A 21,596-nucleotide genomic window follows, 5' to 3' on the forward strand; every position below is an offset into this window, starting at 1 on the left:
TGCCTGCGTCGTTAGATTATAAATTTATTTGGTTGGAGTTTTGTCCGTTTCGGCGGTTAATACCGCTTTGCGGGAAAGATTAATCCGTCCTTGGTTGTCGATCTCGGTCACTTTCACCGTTACCGTATCGCCGATCGCCACAACGTCTTCAACTTTGGCGACGCGTTCCGTTGAGAGTTGCGAAATATGCACTAAGCCGTCTTTACCCGGCAAAATCTCAACGAATGCACCAAATTTCTCGATCCGCTTGACGGTCCCGACGTAAATCTCGCCGACCACCACTTCTTTAACGATCCCTTCAATGATCGAACGCGCTTTGTTGTTCATCTCTTCATTGGTAGAAGCGATGTACACGCGGCCATCTTGCTCGATATCGATCTTCACGCCGGTCTCCTCGATGATCTTGTTGATGATCTTGCCGCCGGCTCCGATAACATCGCGGATTTTGTCCGGATTGATCTGCATGATCGTAATCTTCGGCGCGTAAGGGGACAGATGCTCCTTCGGCTTCTGAATCCGTTCCATCATTTTGGACAAGATAAACAATCGACCTTCTCTTGCTTGCTTCAAAGCATCGGACAAAATTTGCCGGTCAATCCCGTCAATTTTGATATCCATTTGGATTGCGGTAACGCCTTCCGCGGTACCAGCCACTTTGAAGTCCATATCGCCAAGATGATCTTCCATCCCTTGGATGTCAGTCAAGATTGACACATGTTCGCCGTCTTTGATCAGACCCATCGCAACCCCGGCAACCGGAGCTTTGATCGGTACGCCTGCATCCATCATCGCCAGCGTACTGGCGCAAATGCTCGCCTGCGAGGTCGAACCGTTGGATTCCAACACTTCCGATACGAGACGAATCGTATAAGGGAATTCGGATTCCGGCGGAATCACCTTCGACAACGCGCGTTCGCCCAATGCCCCGTGGCCGATTTCCCGGCGGCCTGGAGCCCGCAATGGACGAGCTTCGCCAACGCTGAACGGCGGGAAGTTATAGTGGTGCATGAAGCGTTTCGACTCTTCGAGGTCAATCCCGTCGAGAATTTGAACATCACCCAATGCTCCAAGGGTACAGATGCTTAGCGCTTGCGTTTGCCCGCGCGTGAACAGACCGGAGCCATGCGTACGCGGCAGCAGGCTGATATCGCATTCAATCGGACGAATCTCGTCCAGTTTACGACCGTCAGGGCGTACTTTTTCATGAGTGATCAACCGGCGCACTTCTTCCTTAACGATGTCGTGAAGTACTTCCTTCACATCGGCGAGCAGCTCCGGCGTTTCTATGTATTTCTCTTCGAAATGAGCTACCGTTTCGTCGTTAATCGCGTCAATCGCATCCTGACGAGCATGCTTCTCAGCGATCTTCACCGCTTCAATCAAGCGATCTTGGGCATAAGCGCGAACCTCACGGTTCACTTCTTCATTTACCGTATGCAACTGAACTTGCATCTTTTCTTTACCGGCGACTTTTACGAGATCTTCAATGACGGCAACGATCCGTTTGATCTCTTCATGGCCAAACATAATGGCTTCCAGCATCACTTCTTCTGGAACTTCGTTCGCTTCCGCTTCTACCATCATGATAGCGTCCTTCGTGCCGGCAACCACGACGTAAATGTCGCTCGCTTCCTGCTGGGCTACGTCCGGGTTAATGACGAATTCCCCGTTTACCCGGCCTACAGCCACGCCTCCGATTGGCCCGTTAAACGGAACATCGGAAATGCTCAGCGCTGCAGAAGTCCCGATCATGGCGGCAATTTCCGGTTCGCAGTCCTGATCCACACTCATGACCAGGTTTACGATTTGCACATCATTACGGAAGCCTTCCGGGAAGAGCGGACGAATTGGACGGTCGGTCAAACGGCTGGCCAGAATCGCTTTTTCACTTGGACGTCCTTCCCGTTTAATAAAGCCGCCGGGAATTTTACCGACTGCATACAGTTTCTCTTCATAATTGACGGTTAACGGGAAAAAGTCCAAATCCTTAGGTTCCGAAGAAGCCGTAACCGTACAAAGCACCGCCGTATCGCCGTAGCGGACCATGACAGCCGCATTGGCTTGCTTCGCCAATCGGCCGGTTTCCAGAATGAGAGGTCTTCCTCCCAAATCCATTCTCACTTCAGTCTGCATGAAATCCCTCCTTATCACCAATACAAGTTCGGTACTGAGTTCATTATTTCCTGCTTTTCACCAATTCATAATGAGAAGCGGCGCTGGCGCAGAAGAATGTCCTCATAACAAAAGCTCCTGACGGAGCTCTTCATGAAAGCTTATCGCAACAAAGCCTAATTTGTAAAAAGCAACCCGGCCGCACACCGCACGCTTCGCCAGCGTCCGCCATGCAACTAGGCTGCTTTTATACAAACTTGTTTAATTAACGACGCAATCCAAGTTTCTCGATCAAAGCGGAGTAACGATTTACGTCTTTGTTCTTCAAGTAAGCCAACAATTTCCGACGTTGACCAACCATCTTCAGAAGACCGCGACGGGAATGATGGTCCTTCTTGTGTGTACGCAAGTGGTCCGTCAAATTCACGATGTTCTCCGTAAGGATAGCAATTTGCACCTCAGGGGATCCGGTATCGGACTCATGAGTTCTGTGCTCTTGGATCAATTGTTGTTTACGTTCTTGAGTCAATGCCATCCTGTTCACCTCCTTTATCTCAAATCGCCGTTAGCCTCGTCGCCGGCGGTGAAACCGTGCAACCAAGCCAAGGTTCTCGCTGCCGATTGGAAAAAGCAAAGTTCTTCCGCATGACAACGTTACATAGTATACCACAGCCGATGGGCAAAGTAAATGCCGGATCGGTTTAGTTATCAGGAATCTTTCAGCAATCGTTTAGCCGTTTCCGCATCCTGTCCAATTTGAGCGATCAGCTCATCCAGGGAGCCGAACTTGCGCTCCGCCCGAATATAATGAACTAATTCCACAGACAAGCTTTCGTCATAAATCTCGCCGGAAAAATCAAACAGATGGGCTTCCAGCCAAAAGATTTTGCCGTTCTCATGAAAGGTTGGCTTAACCCCAACGTTCATCACGCCGGAGTACGTCGTACCTTCGCGCGTAACTCGCACGGCGTAGACCCCGCTGGCCGGGACGACGTAGTGCTCCGCCAGCTGCAGATTGGCTGTAGGGAATCCGAGCTGGCGGCCGCGTTTCTCGCCGTGCATGACCGTCCCTCTCAGCGTATACGTCCGCCCAAGCCAACGATTCGCTAGCTCAATCTTCCCTTCCTGCAGCGCTTTGCGAATCCCTGAACTGCTGACCTTCTCCCCGTCGATCAGGAACGGCGGCACGGTGTGCACGTCAAGGACGTTGCCGCTCAATTCACGCAGCATGCTCGCATCCCCTTCGCCCCGGTAGCCGTAACGGAAGTCAAAGCCAACCACCGCGGTGTGCACCTGAAGCGGCACCAGGATGCCGGAAACGAAGTTCTGCGGACTTACCCGCGAGAAGGCATCGTTGAATTCAACGATATATACGTAATCCACGCCCATCTCGCGCAGAATACGCTCCTTCTCCTTCGGCGGCGTCAAATATCCGTCGTAGTCGCCTTTTTTCATAACTTCCTTCGGATGGGGATGAAAAGTCATGACGGAGGCAGGAAGACCTAGTTCGCCAGCCAACCGGACAGCCGAATCAATCACGCTGGCATGTCCCAGGTGAAGGCCGTCAAATTGGCCGATCGCCAGCACTTGCGGACGGGCATGTTGTTCTATAAATCGTTCATTTAGTGGATATGATAAATGTATCGTTTCCATGATCGTGTCACCTGCAATTTCCCTCGGAATGCGCATTTCTTGAGGCTATTCGGGTAAAAACACTTTAACCGCCTTCACGGCCTTCGTTCCCTCTTCTACCCGGAAGATGCCTAAAAATTGCTGTTCGGGGCTGTACAGCCGCAGGGTCTCTCCGCGCTTAACCGCCGGAGAGACCACAGAGGGGGACAGCCGCTGACCTTGCAATGCTGCCTTGACCTTCTCGGCAGCAACCGTGTGAGCCGGCAAATGCTGAACAGCTCGATCGACCGGCAGTAAATAATCTTGCAGCGATCCGCTTGCCGCGTGGCGGGCCACCTCATCCAGCGTCAGACAATGCGACTCCGTGATCCCCGCCGACATCGTCCGCTTCAGCTCCGTCATCGCTGCAGGCACGCCTAGTGCACGTCCGATATCAACGCAGAGCGTACGGATATAAGTTCCTTTGGAGCATAACGCACGAAAAGAAATCCGCGGATGCGGCCCCTCCGGATGAAAAGCAAGCAGCTCCAATTGATAGATTGTGACTTCCCGGGGCTTACGCTCCACGGTCTTCCCTTCCCGTGCCAGTTCATACAGACGTTTACCGTCTTGCTTCAGCGCCGAATACATCGGCGGAATTTGCGAGATCGTGCCAACAAAACGGGACAACACGCGCCGTACGTCCTCTTCCGTCACCTGAACCTCATTTACCTGTTCGATGATTTCGCCGGTCATGTCCTCTGTATCGGTCGCAACGCCAAGCACCAAGGTCGCTTCGTATTCCTTCGGCAAGTCCTGCAAATACTCCACCATTCGCGTTGCACGGCCCAGGCATAGAGGCAGCACTCCGGTGACCGCCGGGTCTAACGTACCCGTATGGCCGATTCGCTTCATTTTCAAAATCCCCCGGCATTTGGCAACCACGTCATGCGATGTAAAACCGGCCGGCTTGTGGATGGGCAAAATGCCTTCGTATGCGTTCATAGCTGCAGCCTCACTTGTTCCAACACTCTAGGGACAACCGTGTCTAGGGTCCCTTCAATGCGAGCACCCGCGGCCCGGACATGGCCGCCGCCGCCAAAGCTTTGGGCCACCTTGGCCACGTCAACTTTTCCCGCCGAGCGCATGCTCACCTTTATGGCTTGTTCGTTAATGACTTTAAACAACAGGCCTACTTCGACCCCTTGGATATTTCGCGGATAGTTGACGATGCCTTCCATATCCTCGTGAACGGCGCCAGTCGCTTTCAGGTCCTCATCTGTAACCGATACCCAGCCAATCTTCCCGTCTTCCGTAAGCTGAAGACCGTTTAAAGCCCGAGTCAGCAAACGCAGCTGCGGAAGCGTCATTTGCTCTAGCAGCAATTCGGATAAAGCGGGACCGTCCACGCCGTATTCCAGCAGTTTGGAGGCAGCCGCCATCACCTTCGGCGACGTGTTGGAGTACCGGAACCCGCCGGTATCCGTCAGCAGTCCGGTATAAAGCACCGTTGCTATCGTTTCATCCAACGGCAGACCCATATAGTTGATCAGATCAAACAAAATTTCAGCGGTCGCCGCCGCATTTGGCACTACAAGATTCACCGAGCCGTAGTGGTCGTTGGTCGGATGGTGGTCGATGTTCAGCAGTCGTGCCCCTTCGGCAAACCATTCATGCGTCGTGCCAACCCGTTTGAAATCCGCGCAGTCCACGCAAATCACATGATCAAATTTGCGGTCAAGCGGCGTCACCGACAAATCGAGAATCTCGTCCGCATGCCACAAATAATGCATCCGCTTTGGGATCGGGCCTTCGTTGACCATCACGAATTTTTTACCCAGACATGACAGAAGCCAGCCCACCGCAAGGGTGGAACTGACTGCGTCACCGTCCGGCTGAACATGCGACACAATTAGGAAATGATCATTCTGAGTCAGGAACTCCTTGGTCTGACTCAGCTCCCTTTCATAGGTCGTCTGCATTGCCGTCTCCTTTAGGGACCTACAAAACTCATCCGCTCATCTTCATTCAAGGGTGGCAGATGAGTTATCGATTCCCTTTCATATTTCATTCTTTGTGCTCTTGCGTAATTTCGCCGAGAAGCTTCTCTATCCGGCTGCCGTAAGCGATAGATTCGTCGATTTTGAAAATCAGCTCCGGCGTGTGGCGCAGCCGAATTCGTTTGCCAATTTCGGTGCGCAGGAAGCCGGTCGCTTTCTCCAGCCCTTTTAAAGATTCGTTCTTCTGCTCCTCGTCGCCAAATACGCTGAGGTAAACTTTGGCCTGCGACAAATCATTTGTCACATCGACCCCGGTCACCGTGACAAAACCGATGCGCGGATCTTTCAGTTCACTCTGGATGAGCACACTAAGTTCTTTCTTAATCTGTTCGCCTACGCGGCCGGTACGATTTTTGGCCATTTTAGACACCCACCTTACTTCGGTTCAACAGTTTCCATGACGAACGCTTCAATGACGTCGCCTTCTTTAATGTCGTTGTAATTGTCCAAGGTAATCCCGCACTCGTAACCTTGAGCAACTTCCTTCGCGTCGTCCTTGAAACGTTTGAGCGAATCGATTTTGCCTTCGTATACGACGATTCCGTCACGAATCAAGCGGACTTCCGCCGTACGGGTAATTTTACCGGAAGTCACCATACAGCCTGCAATCGTTCCGACCTTGCTGATCTTGAACGTATTACGGACTTCCGCGTGACCGATAACCGACTCTTTATAAACCGGATCAAGCATCCCTTTCATCGCTTGCTCGATCTCTTCGATTGCGTTGTAAATGACGCGGTGCAAGCGGATGTCAACCTTCTCTTGCTCCGCTGTCGCTTTCGTTTGGTTGTCCGGACGGACGTTGAACCCGATGATAATCGCGTTCGAAGCCGCCGCCAAGATGACATCGGATTCGGTAATCGCACCGGCCCCGCTGTGGATAATCTTGACGCGAACGCCTTCGACTTCGATCTTCTCGAGTGCGCCTCTGAGCGCTTCAACCGAACCTTGCACGTCGGCTTTGATGATCACGTTGAGATCCTTGATTTCGCCTTCCTTGATATGGCGGAACAGATCATCCAGTGTAACGCGCGTATTGGCACCCAAATCGGATTGACGCTGCATCGTAGCCCGTTTGTCCGCGATCGACCGCGCTTTGCGTTCGTCCTCGAAGACCATAAACGGATCGCCGGCTTGCGGTACCTCCGTCAGACCGGTAATTTCCACCGGCGTCGACGGACCTGCTTCTTTCAAGCGGCGCCCGCGATCGTTAACCATCGCGCGGACGCGGCCGAAGCAGTTCCCTGCAACGAAGGCGTCGCCGACCTTCAACGTTCCGTGCTGTACCAACACGCGAGCTACCGGACCGCGGGTTTTATCGAGCTCGGCTTCGATGACCGCACCGCGAGCGCGTTTATCCGGGTTGGCTTTGTACTCGTTCACTTCGGCTACCAGCAGAATCATTTCGAGCAGGTTTTCCAAGCCGATTTTTTGCTTCGCAGAGACATTGACGAAAATCGTGTCGCCGCCCCATTCTTCCGGCACAAGCTCATACTCCGTCAATTCTTGCTTCACTCGATCCGGATTTGCCTCCGGTTTGTCGATCTTGTTCACAGCAACGATAATTGGCAAGCCTGCTGCTTTGGCATGGTTCACCGCTTCGACCGTCTGCGGCATCACGCCGTCATCCGCAGCAACGACGATAATCGTAATATCCGTTAACTGGGCACCGCGGGCACGCATCGCTGTAAACGCTTCGTGGCCTGGCGTATCCAGGAACGTGATCTTCTTGCCGTTGATTTCGACTTGGTATGCCCCGATATGCTGCGTGATCCCGCCGGCTTCGCCGCCGGTGACGTTGGTGGAACGAATGGCGTCCAGCAGCGTCGTTTTCCCGTGGTCAACGTGACCCATGATCGTAACGACTGGTGGACGTTCTTTCAGATCTGCCTCATCGTCAACCTCTTCGATCGTTTCGAAACGGTCTTCTTCCACCGGAATTTTCAATTCAACCTCAACGCCGTAGTCACTTGCCAGCAGCTGGATCGTGTCAAGGTCAAGCTCTTGGTTAATGGTTGCCAAGACGCCGAGCAGCATCAGCTTTTTGATCACTTCGGAAGCGTCCTTATGCAGCAATTTGGCGGTTTCGCCAACCGTCATCGTGCCGCGGACGATAATTTTCTTCGGCGTATTGTCGATCTTCTCGCGTGGAGGCTGCTGCGGAGCACCTTTGCCGCGCCCGCCTTTGCCGCCGCGATTATTTTTGAAATTGGCGCCGTTGCGGTTATCATCGTAACCTCTTTGGTTTTTGCCGCCGTTATTATTTCCTTTTCTTTGCCCTTGACCTTTGCCGCCGCCGTTTCCGCCGCCAAAATTGTTGCTTGGCGCAAAGCTTCGGTTTCCGCCGCTATTTTGGCCTTGAGCTGGGCGCTGACCGCTATCATTCCGCTGGCCGCCTTGACCGGCTCCCCGGTTCCCTTGCGGGTTCCGGTTTGCACTGGAGGAATTTCCTCCGCCTTGGCCTTGCGGTCGTGAGTTTTGATGATTGCCGCCGTTCGGACGGCTGGATCTTTCTTGAACTGCCGTACTGCCACCTGCATTGGTTTGGTTTGTGTTTGGTTTATTATTCATGCTTACCTGCTTTTCCTGTTGATTTTGGTTTTTTACGGGTGCGTTTGCGCCGCGTCCCTGATCTCCGCGATGACCGGAAGATTCTCCGGATGTAGCTTTCGGTGTTTGGCTCCCTCCTGCGGAAGCCGATGCCGGCGATTTGGCAGAGGAATCGTTGCGTCCCGAGCTTTCTCGTTTCGCCGCCGCGTTGCTTTTAATATCCTTGAAAAACTGTTCCACACGGGCTACTGCATCGTTCTCCATGACGCTCATGTGATTGTTGACCGGGATATTCAGACGCTTAAGAATCGTGATAATTTCTTTGCTGCTCATGTTGAGCGATTTAGCGTATTCGTACACCCTGAGCTTATCTTGTTTTTCTTGTTTACTCAATATACTCCACCTCCGATGTTTTCAAGATCGCTTTGCGGATCATCTCGGTAAACCCTGGATCGGTGATCGCCAGAACAACCCGTTCCGGTTTGCCAACACTTCTCCCGAGCGCTTCACGGTCAAATCCGATGATCAGCGGGATGTTGTAGGTCCCGCATTTGTCCCGGAATTTCTTCTGTGTATTGGCGGAAGCATCCCCCGCAACGATGACGAGCTTGGCTTCTCTTGAACGAATCGACTTCAGGACGAGTTCGTCCCCTGTCACCAGCTTACCGGCTCGCATGGCGAGACCAAGACCGGACAACGGCTGGGCCTTACTCATCTTCATCCTCATCTCGAGCCTGAGCAGCAAGGAATTCATCCTCGACGGCCAAGAAATCACGAGCGAGCTGTTCATAAACCTCGTTACCAACCGGAGCTTTGAGCGCCCGATCAAGAGCACGCGATTTATGAGCGAGCTTAAAGCATTCCGTCTTGCCGCAGAGATAAGCGCCGCGGCCCGACTTTTTGCCCGTTAAGTCGATCGATACCTCGCCCTCCGGGGAACGCACAATCCGGATCAGCGTCTTCTTGGGCATCATTTCCTGGCAAGCTACGCATTTGCGCAGCGGTACTTTTCTTTGCTTCATCCTTGCCACCTCCCGTTAATCCACGGAGATGGAATCCTGAGGCATTTCGCCTTGATCGGTTTTTTCTCTGCCGAATTCCTCTTCCGCTTGGGTTTCGCTCTTGATGTCGATTTTCCAACCGGTCAATTTGGCGGCGAGACGCGCGTTCTGTCCTTTAATGCCAATCGCCAGAGACAACTGGTAATCCGGCACGATGACGCGGGCCATCTTCTCCGCTTCAAACACCTGCACCTCGAGCACTTTGGACGGGCTCAGCGCATTGGCTACATATTCCTCAACATTTTCCGAATAACGAACGATGTCAATTTTCTCTCCGCGCAGCTCGTTAACAATCGTTTGCACACGCGTGCCCTTCGGGCCAACGCAGGAGCCAACAGGATCCACTTCGCTGTTGCGGGAGTATACGGCGATTTTGGAGCGGAAGCCGGCTTCGCGGGCTACGGAACGAATCTCCACGACTCCGTCGAAAATTTCCGGAACCTCCAGCTCGAACAAGCGCTTCAGCAAGCCCGGATGCGTACGGGACAACAAAATTTGCGGTCCCTTCGTCGTATTTTCCACTTTCGTAATATACGCCTTAATCCGGTCGCCGTGCTTGAACTTCTCGTTTGGCATCAATTCGTTCAGCGGCAAATGGGCTTCCACCTTGCCAAGATCAACGTAGATGTTACGTAAGTCCTGACGTTGTACGATCCCGGTTACGATGTCCTCTTCCTTCTCCACGAACGCATTATAGATCAGTCCGCGCTCGGCCTCGCGAATGCGCTGCGTCACGACTTGCTTCGCCGTTTGTGCCGCGATCCGACCGAAGTCCCGAGGAGTCACCTCAATTTCAGTAATGTCGTCCAGATGATAGTTTGGATTAATCTCACGGGCTGCCTGCAGTGAAATTTCCGTCCGCGGATCAAGGACTTCTTCTACGACAAGCTTGCGCGCATAAACTTTGATTTCGCCGGTATGGCGGTTCATATCCACACGCACGTTTTGCGCCGTATTAAAGTTACGTTTGTAGCTGGAGATCAGCGCGGCTTCGATCGCTTCGAACAAGATGTCCTTGCTGATTCCTTTTTCCCTTTCCAATTCGTTCAAGGCTTCGATAAAATCCATGCTCATTTGCCTCGATTTCCCCCTTTCATAATTCCCCGCAGGTCACACTAGAAAATAATGGCCAATCTTGCGCTGGCAACTTTGTTATATGGAATGGCGTGACGCTTCTTCCCGACTTCGACAACTAATTCGTCCCCATCGAAGGAAAGAAGCCGGCCTTCAAATTCTTTCAGGCCGTCTACCGGTTCGTATGTAGTCACAAAAACGTCTTTGCCGACCGCCTTGGAGACATCCTCGGCTTTCTTCAAGGGGCGTTCCGCTCCCGGCGAAGACACTTCCAGAAAATAAGCCGACGGAATCGGATCATTCTCGTCGAGCTTCTCGCTAAGGTATTCGCTGATCCGGCCGCAGTCATCGATGTCGATGCCACCTTCTTTGTCGACAAATACGCGGAGGAACCAGTTGCTGCCCTCCTTGACGTATTCCACGTCAACCAGTTCAAAGCCGTTCTCCTCCAAATAAGGCGTGACCATTTGCTCGACGGTCGCTTTGATCTTTGGTGTGCTCAAGCGTACATTACCTCCAATAATTCAATCCTATATACCAAAGATTAAAGAGTGGGTTTCCCCACTCTTTAAACAACGGTTCTATCTTCATGATTGCCAAAAAAATTATAACATAGTACATACCAAGTGACAAGTAAAACACCTTTACTCCTAAAGGTAGTTTAAAAAGCCATCTTCGGATCACGAAGCAAATACGAGAAGTTTATTCGACGTCGAATCTTGAACTCAGCCCGGCCCTCCGTTGCTCACGTACCTCTTTGTACGCTCCGCTACTCAGTCCTGACTTCGTCCAACCTTCTTGGTGCTCCAAACCTGTCTTTTTAAACCTTCAATAAACCAGTAGCTTAAAAAGCCATCTTCGGATCACGAGGCTAGATTAAAATAAGGACAATTGATTGCTTTCCGGCAGGCCGCGGAAGCAGCCCATGGAACCTAGGAGCTCCATGATCGTTTTGCTCGCTTTGGATTTCTGCTGGAAGTCCTCGATCGACAGAAATTCGCCTTGCTCTTTCGCTGCAGCGATATTCTTGGCCGCGTTCTCCCCAATCCCGGCAAGGGCCGAGAACGGCGGAATCAGCGAATCGCCGTCGACGATAAACTTCGTAGCGTCGGAGCGATACAGGTCGATCGGCTTGAAATGGAAGCCGCGGGCCGTCATTTCCAGCGCCATTTCCAAGATCGGCAGCATGTTCTTCTCCTTCGGCAGCGCCTGGAAGCCCTTCTGCTCGATCTCTTCAATTTTGCGGTAGATCGCCTCATACCCTTGGCAGTACAGCTCGATATCAAAGTCCTCACCGCGGACCGAGAAATACGTCGCATAATATTCGATCGGATAATACAGCTTGAAATATGCGGTCCGCACCGCGGAGATAACGTAGGCAGCGGCGTGCGCCTTCGGGAACATGTACTGGATCTTCAAGCAGGAATCGATGTACCATTGCGGTACTTTACACTTTTTCATTTCCTCGATCCATTCCGGCGTCAACCCTTTCCCTTTACGGACGCTCTCCGTAATTTTAAAGGCCAAGCCGGCATCCATCCCCGCTTTATAAATCAGGTACAACATGATATCGTCACGACACCCGATTACGGTTTTGATGTTACAGGTTCCGTTTTTGATCAATTCCTGAGCATTCCCCAGCCATACGCCGGTTCCGTGTGACAGCCCGGAGATTTGCAGTAAGTCAGCAAAGGAAGACGGCTGCGATTCCACCAGCATCTGGCGAACAAACTTCGTCCCCATCTCCGGGATCCCATAAGTGGCAACCGGGGTACGGATCTGTTCCGGTGTAACCCCGAGGGCATCCGTTGAGTTGAACATGCTCATCACTTTCGGGTCATTCATGGGGATCGTCGTTGGATCGACCCCGGTCAAATCCTGCAGCATCCGCATCATCGTCGGATCATCGTGCCCCAGAATATCCAGCTTGAGCAGGTTCGCGTCGAAGGCGTGGTAATCGAAATGGGTTGTTTTCCATTCGGATTCGGTATCATCGGCCGGGTACTGTACGGGAGTGATATCTTCCACATCAATGTAATCCGGTACGACGACGATCCCGCCGGGATGCTGCCCGGTACTGCGCTTGACGCCGGTACATCCCGCCGCCAGACGGTTCAGCTCCGCCCCGCGCCAATGCTTGTTATGCTCTTCTTCGTATTTCTTGGCAAAGCCAAACGCGGTTTTCTCCGCAACCGTACCGATGGTTCCTGCACGGAATACGTTCTTTTCACCGAACAGGACCTTGGTATAGTTATGGGCGACCGGTTGATATTCACCGGAGAAGTTAAGGTCAATATCGGGGACCTTGTCGCCTTTAAAGCCCAGGAATGTCTCGAACGGAATGTCCTGGCCTTCGCCCTTCAGCTTGCCGCCGCATTTCGGGCAGCTTTTGTCGGGAAGGTCGAAGCCGCTGGGCACGCTGCCGTCCAGGAACCATTCGCTATATTTGCATTCGGGATTTTGACAGATATAATGAGCCGGCAGCGGATTCACCTCGGAAATCCCGAGGAACAGCGCGACCACCGACGAACCGACCGAACCCCGGGAACCCACGAGATACCCGTCTTGGTTCGACTTCTTCACCAGCCGCTCGGAAATCAGATAGTTGGCCGAGAACCCGTATTTGATAATCGGCTCCAGCTCTTTCTCCAACCGCTTCACAATTACTTCAGGCAATTCTTCGCCGTAAATCGATTTGGCGGTATCGTAGCACTTCTGACGGATTTCCTCGTCGGCTCCTTCAATGATCGGAGTAAACAGCTTGTCCGGGAACAATTCAATTTCCTCGAATCTATCCGCCAACGCCGAAGTATTGGTAACCACCACTTCCCAAGCTTTCTCCTGGCCCAGGAACGCGAATTCCTCCAGCATCTCCTCCGTTGTCCGGAAATGCGCATCCGGCTTGCGGACTTCCTTCAACGGGCTGAACCCGGTGATCCCGTGGATCGTAATGTCACGGAACAGCTTGTCTTTCGGATCTAAGTAGTGCACATTCCCGGTGGCAACAACCGGCTTGTCCAGCTTCATCCCGATCTCTACGATTTTGCGAATCGCAGTTTGCAGTTCTTCCGTGCTGCCGACGAGCCCTTTTTCTACGAGATGCATATACATCGTCAGCGGCTGAATTTCGAGCACATCGTAAAATTCTGCAACCGCTTCGGCTTCCTCCACCGATTTGTTCAATACGGTCTCGAAGAATTCGCCCTTCTCGCAGCCGGAGAGAATCAGCAGACCTTCCCGCAGCTCCACCAGCTTGGATTTGGGAATACAAGGCACCCGCTTGAAATATTCCGTATGCGACAACGAGATGAGCTTAAACAGGTTTTTCTTGCCGACCGGATTCAGTGCATAAATGCCGCAATGGAACGGACGGGCATTGGACAAGTCTTTCCCGACCTTATCGTTCAAACGGTCAAGCGTCTTGTATCCTTCAATCTTGACCGCATCATCCAGCAGACCGTTTAAGATCTCACCCAGCGCCACGGTATCATCGATCGCCCGGTGGTGGTTCTCCAGCGAAACCTTGTACTTGGCAGCCAGAGTGTTCAGTCTGTGATTTTTCATCGTCGGGAACAGCATCCGGGCCAGCTCCAGTGTATCAAGCACCGGGTTTTCCATGATTGGCAGACCCAGCTCCTTGAGCTTAGCATTAACAAAGTCATAGTCAAACCGGGCGTTATGGGCCACCAAAATCGCATCCTCGGCGAACTCCACGAACCGTTTGAGCACCGGCTCCACATCAGGCGCATCCTTCACCATGTCATCGTTGATATTGGTCAACTGTTGAATATGGTACGGGATCCGTTCATGCGGATTCACAAAGGTCGCATACCGGTCGATCTCTTTGCCTTCCCGCATCTTCACGGCCGCAATTTCAATAATTTTGTTCTGCGTTACCGACAAGCCGGTGGTCTCGATGTCAAAAACAACGTAGGTCGCCGTCTTCAACTCGTCCCCTCTCGGGTTCAGCACGACAGCAACATCATCGTTCACGACATTGGCTTCTACGCCGTAAATCATCTTGATGCCATGCTTCTTCGCAGCCTTCGCTGCGTCCGGGAAGCTTTGCACGCCGCCGTGGTCCGTAACGGCGATCGCTTTATGTCCCCACTTTGCCGCCATCTTCACATAATCGCCAATCGGCGTGACGGCGTCCATCGTACTCATGGTTGTGTGCAGATGGAACTCAACCCGCTTCTCCGACGCGTTATCCATCCGTCCCGGAGGTGCAGGCACCTCACATAGATCCGATGGAATCATCACCAGCTCGGGTACCGGCATAAAGCGGTCCATCTCCACTTTGCCTCGCGCCTTAATCCACTTCCCGTTGGCGAGTTGCCCCATGATCTTCAGATCTTCTTTATTTTTGGCGAACAATTTCAGCTGCAGGGAATCGGAGAAATCGGTCAGGAAAAACGTAAACAACGTGTTGCCGTTTCGCAGCTCCTTGCGGTCCAGTCCAAAAATCGTCCCTTGAATCGTAATCTTCTTCTCTTCGTCCTGGATTTGCTGAATCGGTACCGGCGGCTCCTTGATGTCGTTCCCAAGCTGCAGCTTGATCACTTCACCATCCTCTTCTTCCGGAGGAGCTTCCACAGTCATGCTCTCCATCATCTGTTGAATGACTTCGCGTTCTTCCTCTACGATCCGCTGCTGGAACTCTTCAAACGCTTCGACGTTCGACTCCCCAGTTTGTAGCTTGATTCTTAACGGCAGGGCAAAATACGTCTCGTAATAAACGGTGATGGCTTTGTCGATCTGTTTCTTGCGCGCCAATTCCAGCGCCATGGCGTCGCCAAACGTCACAGTGACCATATCGCCGTCGATATCCAGCCCGGCTCTTGCCATCCAGCCGTTGACCGACGGAATCTGGCGTTTCACCCATTCGAGAAAGAGCGGCCAATACTCTTCAACGATGTCTTTGGCGGTCAACCCGCCGCCGTAATGAAACTCAAAGGAAATGGTGGCGATATGCTCCATCCGTTCTCTGACCCGCAGGCAAAAGGTGCGGTAGGCTTGAGCTGGCACCAGCGTGTCCTTCTGAATGGTGATTCTCCATTCCCGATTGCTGCGGCTGACCTCTACTTTTTCGATATGCCCGTCAAGAAAATACGGATCGATCAGCGAAGCGGGCACATCCGCCTGCTTCATTAACAGCTCCAGCCGGTTTCTCTTGTCTTGCGTCTCGGTCATGTCCTCTCCCCTCACCTTGCTTGCTGACTTCTTCCCATGATTCAAAAAAAAGGCTCCCGGCGGTGATGCCGGCGGCGTGATAAGCCTGCAGGCGCCTTACTGCCGAAAGCCCTCTTGTGGTTGTGCCATTCGCCCGCGTCCCCAGCTTCCCCAAACTCTAGCGGGACGGTAACGCGAAAGTTATTCTTAATAGGCTCTGGCAAAAACAACGGTATGTTTCGCTGGATCCCCGCAAACGAGGCAGGTATCCTTCGTCGTTTGAGGATTAAATGGGATATTGCGGCTGGTTGCCCCCGTTTCTTCCTTCACCGTGCGTTCGCAAGCCTCCGAACCGCACCATCCAGCCAGGGTGAAGCCGCGTTTCTCTTCGATGCTCGCTTTCATTTCATCCAGCGTATCGACACTGTAGAAATGCTCTTCGCGGAACGCTTTGGCCCGCTCGTACATTTCCTGATGAACCTGCTCCAGCATTGCCTGAACCTCTTCGACCAATCGGTCCTGTTGAACTACCTTCTTCTCGCCGCTGATGCGGGAGACAAGGACGCAAACGCCGTTCTCCATATCGCGAGGCCCAATTTCCAGACGAACCGGTACACCGCGCATTTCGTATTCGTTAAACTTCCAGCCTGGGCGGAAGTCGGCGCGGTCATCAATGCCAACGCGAATGCCCGCTTTCTTCAGCTCGGCGAACAGCTCGTCCGCTCTGCCTACGACGGCTTCCCAAGTTTTTGGCGGGCCGATTGGAATAATCATAACCTGCTTCGGCGCGACCTTCGGCGGTAACGCCAACCCGCGGTCATCGCCGTGCACCATGATAAGCGAGCCGATTAACCGGGTGCTGACGCCCCAAGACGTCGTATGAACATATTCGCGTACGTTCTCGCGGTTGAGATATTGAATATCAAACGCCTTCGCAAAATTAGTGCCCAGATAGTGCGAAGTCCCTGCCTGTACAGCGCGGCCGTCCTTCATCATCGCTTCGATCGAATAGGTATCGACCGCCCCGGCGAACTTCTCGGACGGCGTTTTTTGCCCAACGATAACCGGAATCGCCAAATAATTTTCCACGAAATCGCGGTAAATTTCCAGCATGCGCATCGTTTCTTCGCGGGCTTCCTGCTCGTTCTCGTGCGCAGTATGGCCTTCCTGCCACAGGAATTCGCTCGTGCGGAGGAATGGCAGCGTCCGTTTCTCCCAACGGACCACGTTCGCCCATTGGTTGATCAGCACCGGCAAATCACGGTAGGATTGGATCCATTTTTCGTACATATGCCCAATCATCGTTTCAGAGGTCGGACGGATCGCCAGACGCTCCTCCAGCTTCTCACCGGCAGCCTCGGTCACCCAAGGCAGTTCTGGGTTAAAGCCTTCAACGTGCTCTTTTTCCTTCTGGAAAAAGCTCTCGGGAATAAACAGCGGAAAATAAGCGTTGCGATGTCCAGTTTCCTTAAAGCGGCGGTCCAGCTCGGCTTGGATATGCTCCCAGATTTCATAGCCGTCCGGCTTAAATACGATACAGCCGCGGACCGGTGAGTAATCCATCAGATCCGCTTTTTTGATAACGTCGATATACCAACGGGAAAAATCCACTCCCTGCGGGGTAATCTCCGTGACGAATTGTTTCTCCTCGTTTGCCATAAGAACCTTTGTCCTCCCGTTAAAAACCACAAGTTTAATATTCACCTGCGCCGTCAGCTGCGTATCCGTCTTAGATCAGCCGTGAATCAAGCGCAAAATGTCGTTATACGTGACCGCAATCATCAGCAGGAATAACATCGCAAATCCGATGAAATGTACCATACCTTCGCGGTTGGGATCAATCGGTTTGCCGCGCAAGGCTTCGACCCCTAGGAAGATCAGACGACTTCCGTCGAGCGCCGGGATCGGCAGCAGGTTAAAGATCCCCAAATAGAGGCTTAAAATCGCCGCCCAATAGGTTAACTGAACAATCCCTTGCTTCGCGATTTGGCCGGTCACTTCAAATGTGCGCACCGGTCCGCCCAGATCATCCATGTTAAAGCGATTGATCAACTGTTTGAACCCGAGAAAGATCGCCTTCGTCGTGTTGACCATGTCCTCCCCGGCGACTTGGAACGTCTCTCCAATGGACGCGCTGCGCGTCGGGAAAACGGTGACGATCGTGCTTCCGATTTTGCCGTCCTCATTCTCCGCCCCTTTCGGGGTAATGGTGACATTCAAAGTTTCGTCCCCGCGTTTAATCGTCCACGTCATCGGCTTGTTTTTCGAAGCCTGGATCATGTCGATCATTTTATTCGCATCGGTTCCTACCGGAGTTCCGTTGATCTTTTCGATGATATCGCCCGTTTTGAGCCCTACTTCCTCAGCCGGCATGCCTTTCATCACCTCGCCGATTTGCAGGTGGCTGGGTTGATCCAACGGAATCCCCGCCATTTGGGTATGCAGGGCGAACAGCACAAACGCCAAAATAAAGTTCATCAAAGGACCCGCGAAAATCGATAGAGCCCGCTGCCCTACGGTTTTGCTGCCGTACTGCCGGTCTCTCGGCGCAATTTGCGTCTCTTTGCCTTTCGCCACCAGCATGGCTTGCGGATGCACGCGGTAGGTGAGCGCTTCGCCGTCCACATCCAATCGTACCGCAAGATCGTCCTCAAGGTCGATGTGCTGCACTTCGCCGCGGATTACGTTTTTACGACTGTCCAATCGGTCCAGATAAATCTTCCGAACCTGATCGTTCTCCAGACGCAAGGCGATGGTTTGTCCGTCTGAAATCTGGATCAGCTCCGGATCTTCCCCCGCCATACGCGCATAACCGCCGAAAGGAAGCAAACGCAAGGTAAACTGGGTCTCACCCCGTTTAAAAGACAGCAGCTTGGGGCCAAACCCGATGGCGAACTCCCGTACCAAAATGCCAGCACGCTTCGCAAAGAAGTAATGTCCCCATTCATGCACCGTAACGATGACGAAAAACATGAGCACCGTCAAAAATATGATTTTCAGCAATTCCAAGCGTAAGCATCCCCCTTCTGGCCACGGATCGTCCAACGTTACTTTAGATTAATATATTCTCCGATCAGGCACAAGAGAATACCGCCGCCTACAGCTTTTGATCACGAGGTTCTTCTAATGGTGCGAAAGCCTCACCGCGATTAAAGCGTCTCAGCAAGGGCTCTTGCCCAACGATCCGCTTCGCGAATCGTTTCCAGATCCGGATGGGACTGTACCTCATGTTTGGCTAACGCCGTTTCAATAATCGCCTCGATCTGCAAGAAAGGAATCTCCCCTTTCAAAAAGCGGGCGACTGCCACTTCATTCGCGGCATTGTAAACGCTGGTTGCCGTACCTCCTATTTTACCACACTCATAGGCAAGTCTTAAACAAGGGAACCGCTCGAAGTCCATCTCCCGAAAATGCAGCTTCCCGATCTCGGCCAACGACAACCGTTTCGCCGCCGATGGCCAGCGATGCGGATAGGTCAGCGCATATTGGATCGGCACGCGCATGTCCGGTGTCCCTAACTGGGCGATCACGCTGCCGTCACGATATTCAACGAAGGAGTGGATGATGCTTTCCGGGTGCAGTAAGACCCCGATTTGCTCAAAGGGAAGCCCAAACAACCAGTGCGCTTCGATGACTTCCAATCCTTTGTTGACCATCGTGGCCGAGTCGATAGTAATTTTAGCGCCCATCGACCAGTTGGGATGCTTTAAGGCGTCCTCTACCGTGACATCCCGAAGCTGATTTCGCGTCAGATCCCGGAATGAACCGCCGGAAGCCGTCAACGTAATTTGACGAACTTCTTGCTTGTTTTCACCGTTCAGGCATTGGAAAATGGCTGAGTGCTCGCTGTCGACCGGAAGCAGCGCGACTCCTTTGCGCTGTGCCAGCTCTGTGACCAGGTGCCCGGCCGTCACCAGCGTTTCCTTGTTCGCCAACGCAATGTGCTTGCCTTCCTCGATTGCCGCAAGTGTCGCGGGCAGCCCTGCGCTGCCGACAATGGCCGTCACAACCGTATCGGCATCGGTTCCCGCTGCCACTTCGATCAACCCTTGCTCGCCATAGTAGAGCTCCACGCCTTCCGGCAGCTCCGGACGAATCCGGTCAGCCAATTGTTTGGTGGCAACGGAGGCTTTACGAGGCCGAAACTCATGGACTTGTTTAGCAAACAACTCCAGATTGCTGCCCGCCGCCAATCCTTCCAGCCGAAACTCCCCGGGATACGCCCGGATCACATCCAGCGTTTGCGTGCCGATGGAACCGGTCGAGCCAATCAACGCGATTTTCTTCATTGTTGCACCTACCTACCTTTTAACGGACCGTAGGGCCGTTATTCATCAATTTCCCGATCATTTCCCGCTGTAACGGACTCCAGGGGCTTTATTTGCGATCTAATGCATCTGACTTAGTGTCTTTTACCCAAATAAGGTCACTGAGGTCCATTAGCTTTTCAAACCCTTTTTTGTTACTTCAATAAGGTCTCTGGTGTCCGTTAGCCCGGCTACTCAGCACCAAGCAGCGGAAGGCCCGGCTGAATTCAAGATTCGACGCCGATTCCGCACCCCTGAGTTCACTTCGTGATGGGAAGCCGATTTTAAATCCACCAGTTCAATAAAAGATTTAAAATCGGGTTTTCAGCACCAAGAAGGTTGGATGAAGCTAGGGACTGAGTAGCGCAGCGTACATGGGGGTACGTGAGCAACGGAAGGCCCGGCTGAATTCAAGATTCGACGCCGATTCCGCACCCCTGAGTTCACTTCGTGATGGGAAGCCGATTTTAAATCCACCAGTTCAATAAAAGATTTAAAATCGGGTTTTCAGCACCAAGAAGGTTGGATGAAGCTAGGGACTGAGTAGCGCAGCGTACATGGGGGTACGTGAGCAACGGAAGGCCCGGCTGAATTCAAGATTCGACGCCGATTCCGCACCCCTGAGTTCACTTCGTGATGGGAAGCCGATTTTAAATCCACCAGTTCAATAAAAGATTTAAAATCGGGTTTTCAGCACCAAGAAGGTTGGATGAAGCTAGGGACTGAGTAGCGCAGCGTACATGGGGGTACGTGAGCAACGGAAGGCCCGGCTGAATTCAAGATTCGACGCCGATTCCGCACCCCTGAGTTCACTTCGTGATGGGAAGCCGATTTTAAATCCACCTTACTAAGGAAGAAGGGTTAGGATATGTATGAACGGGAACACCGTAATCCAACTGTCGCACCGGTCCAAAATCCCGCCATGACCCGGCAACAGCTTGCCGGAATCCTTGATGCCATATACGCGCTTGTACGCCGATTGGATCAGGTCGCCAAATTGGCCGACGACTGCGGCAGATATCCCGATCAGCACGGCTCGTCCGACCGTAAGCAACCCGCCGGAAGCGAGCGCAAAGATCACCGCAACGATGACCGCCAGCAAAACGCCGCCCAGCGCCCCTTCGACGGTTTTGTTCGGACTGATCGCAGGCCAAAGCTTATGCTTCCCGAACCGCCGCCCGGCAAAATAAGCGCCCGCATCACTGCTCCAGATCGACGCCAGCATCAGAAACGTCCAGAATAAGCCGTGACCATCGGTCGTATTGCGAGTTTCCGCAATCGCCGCAAATCCGATGCCGACATAAACCATACCTATATAGAGCAAGGCGACCTGACCGATTGGGATCTCGTTCTTACTGATCACGGTCACCGCCAGGAAGAGCAGCATGAATAGCCACAATACCGCCGAATCGCTCAGCGGTCTGTCGATCTCAAGCAGCCGCCACGGAAACGCAAGATAAACCACGCCTAAATAGCCCAGGATGGCCGTGCCCTGGAACGCTGGGATGCGCGTCATGCGTACGAATTCGTAATATCCGATGAGCGCCATAAGCATGATGAGTACATGATAGAGAGTTCCGCCAAGCCAGCACATTCCGAGGAAAAAGCCGCCGGCAATGATCCCCGTTATCAACCGCTGTTTCACCAGT

The 21,596-nt window shown here is 52.8% G+C and carries 16 protein-coding genes; all 16 read right to left on the minus strand.

Annotated elements, in window-relative coordinates:
* Nucleotides 1–24 precede the first annotated feature (24 nt).
* Nucleotides 25–2,133: a polyribonucleotide nucleotidyltransferase gene (gene pnp, locus ACL02P_RS07820; protein ID WP_127576524.1), complete on the minus strand. Its 2,109-nt coding sequence runs from the start codon at nucleotides 2,131–2,133 to the stop codon at nucleotides 25–27.
* Between the two features lie 244 nt (nucleotides 2,134–2,377).
* Nucleotides 2,378–2,647, minus strand: a complete 270-nt coding sequence (rpsO, locus tag ACL02P_RS07825; protein ID WP_009223056.1) for a 30S ribosomal protein S15 — start codon at nucleotides 2,645–2,647, stop codon at nucleotides 2,378–2,380.
* A 173-nt stretch (nucleotides 2,648–2,820) separates the two neighbouring features.
* Entirely contained in the window at nucleotides 2,821–3,765 is a 945-nt protein-coding gene (locus ACL02P_RS07830) for a bifunctional riboflavin kinase/FAD synthetase (protein WP_260070579.1), read from the minus strand.
* Nucleotides 3,766–3,810: 45 nt separating this feature from the next.
* A complete protein-coding gene (gene truB, locus ACL02P_RS07835) occupies nucleotides 3,811–4,728 on the minus strand; it encodes a tRNA pseudouridine(55) synthase TruB (protein WP_323076459.1) in 918 nt (305 codons plus the stop codon).
* The gene (locus ACL02P_RS07840) at nucleotides 4,725–5,705 is read right to left on the minus strand and encodes a DHH family phosphoesterase (protein ID WP_009223053.1); all 981 of its coding nucleotides are present in this window, start codon (nucleotides 5,703–5,705) and stop codon (nucleotides 4,725–4,727) included. The genes truB and ACL02P_RS07840 overlap by 4 nt, the downstream gene beginning before the upstream one ends.
* 85 nt (nucleotides 5,706–5,790) lie before the next feature.
* Nucleotides 5,791–6,144 carry a 30S ribosome-binding factor RbfA gene (gene rbfA / locus ACL02P_RS07845; RefSeq protein WP_009223052.1) on the minus strand — a complete coding sequence of 118 codons (354 nt, stop codon included), beginning with the start codon at nucleotides 6,142–6,144 and terminating at the stop codon, nucleotides 5,791–5,793.
* Between the two features lie 14 nt (nucleotides 6,145–6,158).
* Entirely contained in the window at nucleotides 6,159–8,726 is a 2,568-nt protein-coding gene (infB, locus tag ACL02P_RS07850; protein ID WP_412837061.1) for a translation initiation factor IF-2, read from the minus strand.
* Nucleotides 8,719–9,048: a L7Ae/L30e/S12e/Gadd45 family ribosomal protein gene (locus ACL02P_RS07855; protein WP_009223050.1), complete on the minus strand. Its 330-nt coding sequence runs from the start codon at nucleotides 9,046–9,048 to the stop codon at nucleotides 8,719–8,721. The genes infB and ACL02P_RS07855 overlap by 8 nt, the downstream gene beginning before the upstream one ends.
* On the minus strand, nucleotides 9,041–9,355 hold the full coding sequence (gene rnpM, locus ACL02P_RS07860; RefSeq protein WP_009223049.1) for an RNase P modulator RnpM: 315 nt from the start codon (nucleotides 9,353–9,355) through the stop codon (nucleotides 9,041–9,043). Before rnpM ends, ACL02P_RS07855 begins: the two co-directional genes overlap by 8 nt.
* 15 nt (nucleotides 9,356–9,370) lie before the next feature.
* Nucleotides 9,371–10,468 carry a transcription termination factor NusA gene (gene nusA, locus ACL02P_RS07865; protein ID WP_009223048.1) on the minus strand — a complete coding sequence of 366 codons (1,098 nt, stop codon included), beginning with the start codon at nucleotides 10,466–10,468 and terminating at the stop codon, nucleotides 9,371–9,373.
* Nucleotides 10,469–10,509: 41 nt separating this feature from the next.
* Nucleotides 10,510–10,971, minus strand: coding sequence for a ribosome maturation factor RimP (gene rimP / locus ACL02P_RS07870; RefSeq protein WP_009223047.1), 462 nt, complete (start codon nucleotides 10,969–10,971; stop codon nucleotides 10,510–10,512).
* Nucleotides 10,972–11,344: 373 nt separating this feature from the next.
* Nucleotides 11,345–15,661: a PolC-type DNA polymerase III gene (locus ACL02P_RS07875; protein ID WP_339302082.1), complete on the minus strand. Its 4,317-nt coding sequence runs from the start codon at nucleotides 15,659–15,661 to the stop codon at nucleotides 11,345–11,347.
* Nucleotides 15,662–15,847: 186 nt separating this feature from the next.
* Complete coding sequence (proS, locus tag ACL02P_RS07880) at nucleotides 15,848–17,299, minus strand: proline--tRNA ligase (protein ID WP_009223045.1); 1,452 nt, start codon at nucleotides 17,297–17,299, stop codon at nucleotides 15,848–15,850.
* Between the two features lie 75 nt (nucleotides 17,300–17,374).
* Nucleotides 17,375–18,649, minus strand: a complete 1,275-nt coding sequence (gene rseP, locus ACL02P_RS07885; RefSeq protein WP_127576470.1) for an RIP metalloprotease RseP — start codon at nucleotides 18,647–18,649, stop codon at nucleotides 17,375–17,377.
* Nucleotides 18,650–18,789: 140 nt separating this feature from the next.
* Nucleotides 18,790–19,929, minus strand: a complete 1,140-nt coding sequence (locus ACL02P_RS07890) for a 1-deoxy-D-xylulose-5-phosphate reductoisomerase (RefSeq protein WP_412837062.1) — start codon at nucleotides 19,927–19,929, stop codon at nucleotides 18,790–18,792.
* 865 nt (nucleotides 19,930–20,794) lie between these two features.
* Complete coding sequence (locus ACL02P_RS07895; protein WP_009223042.1) at nucleotides 20,795–21,592, minus strand: phosphatidate cytidylyltransferase; 798 nt, start codon at nucleotides 21,590–21,592, stop codon at nucleotides 20,795–20,797.
* Between the last annotated feature and the right edge of the window lie 4 nt (nucleotides 21,593–21,596).

The organism is Paenibacillus sp. MB22_1 (assembly GCF_047200555.1).
Taxonomy (GTDB): Bacteria; Bacillota; Bacilli; order Paenibacillales; family Paenibacillaceae; genus Fontibacillus; species Fontibacillus phoenicis.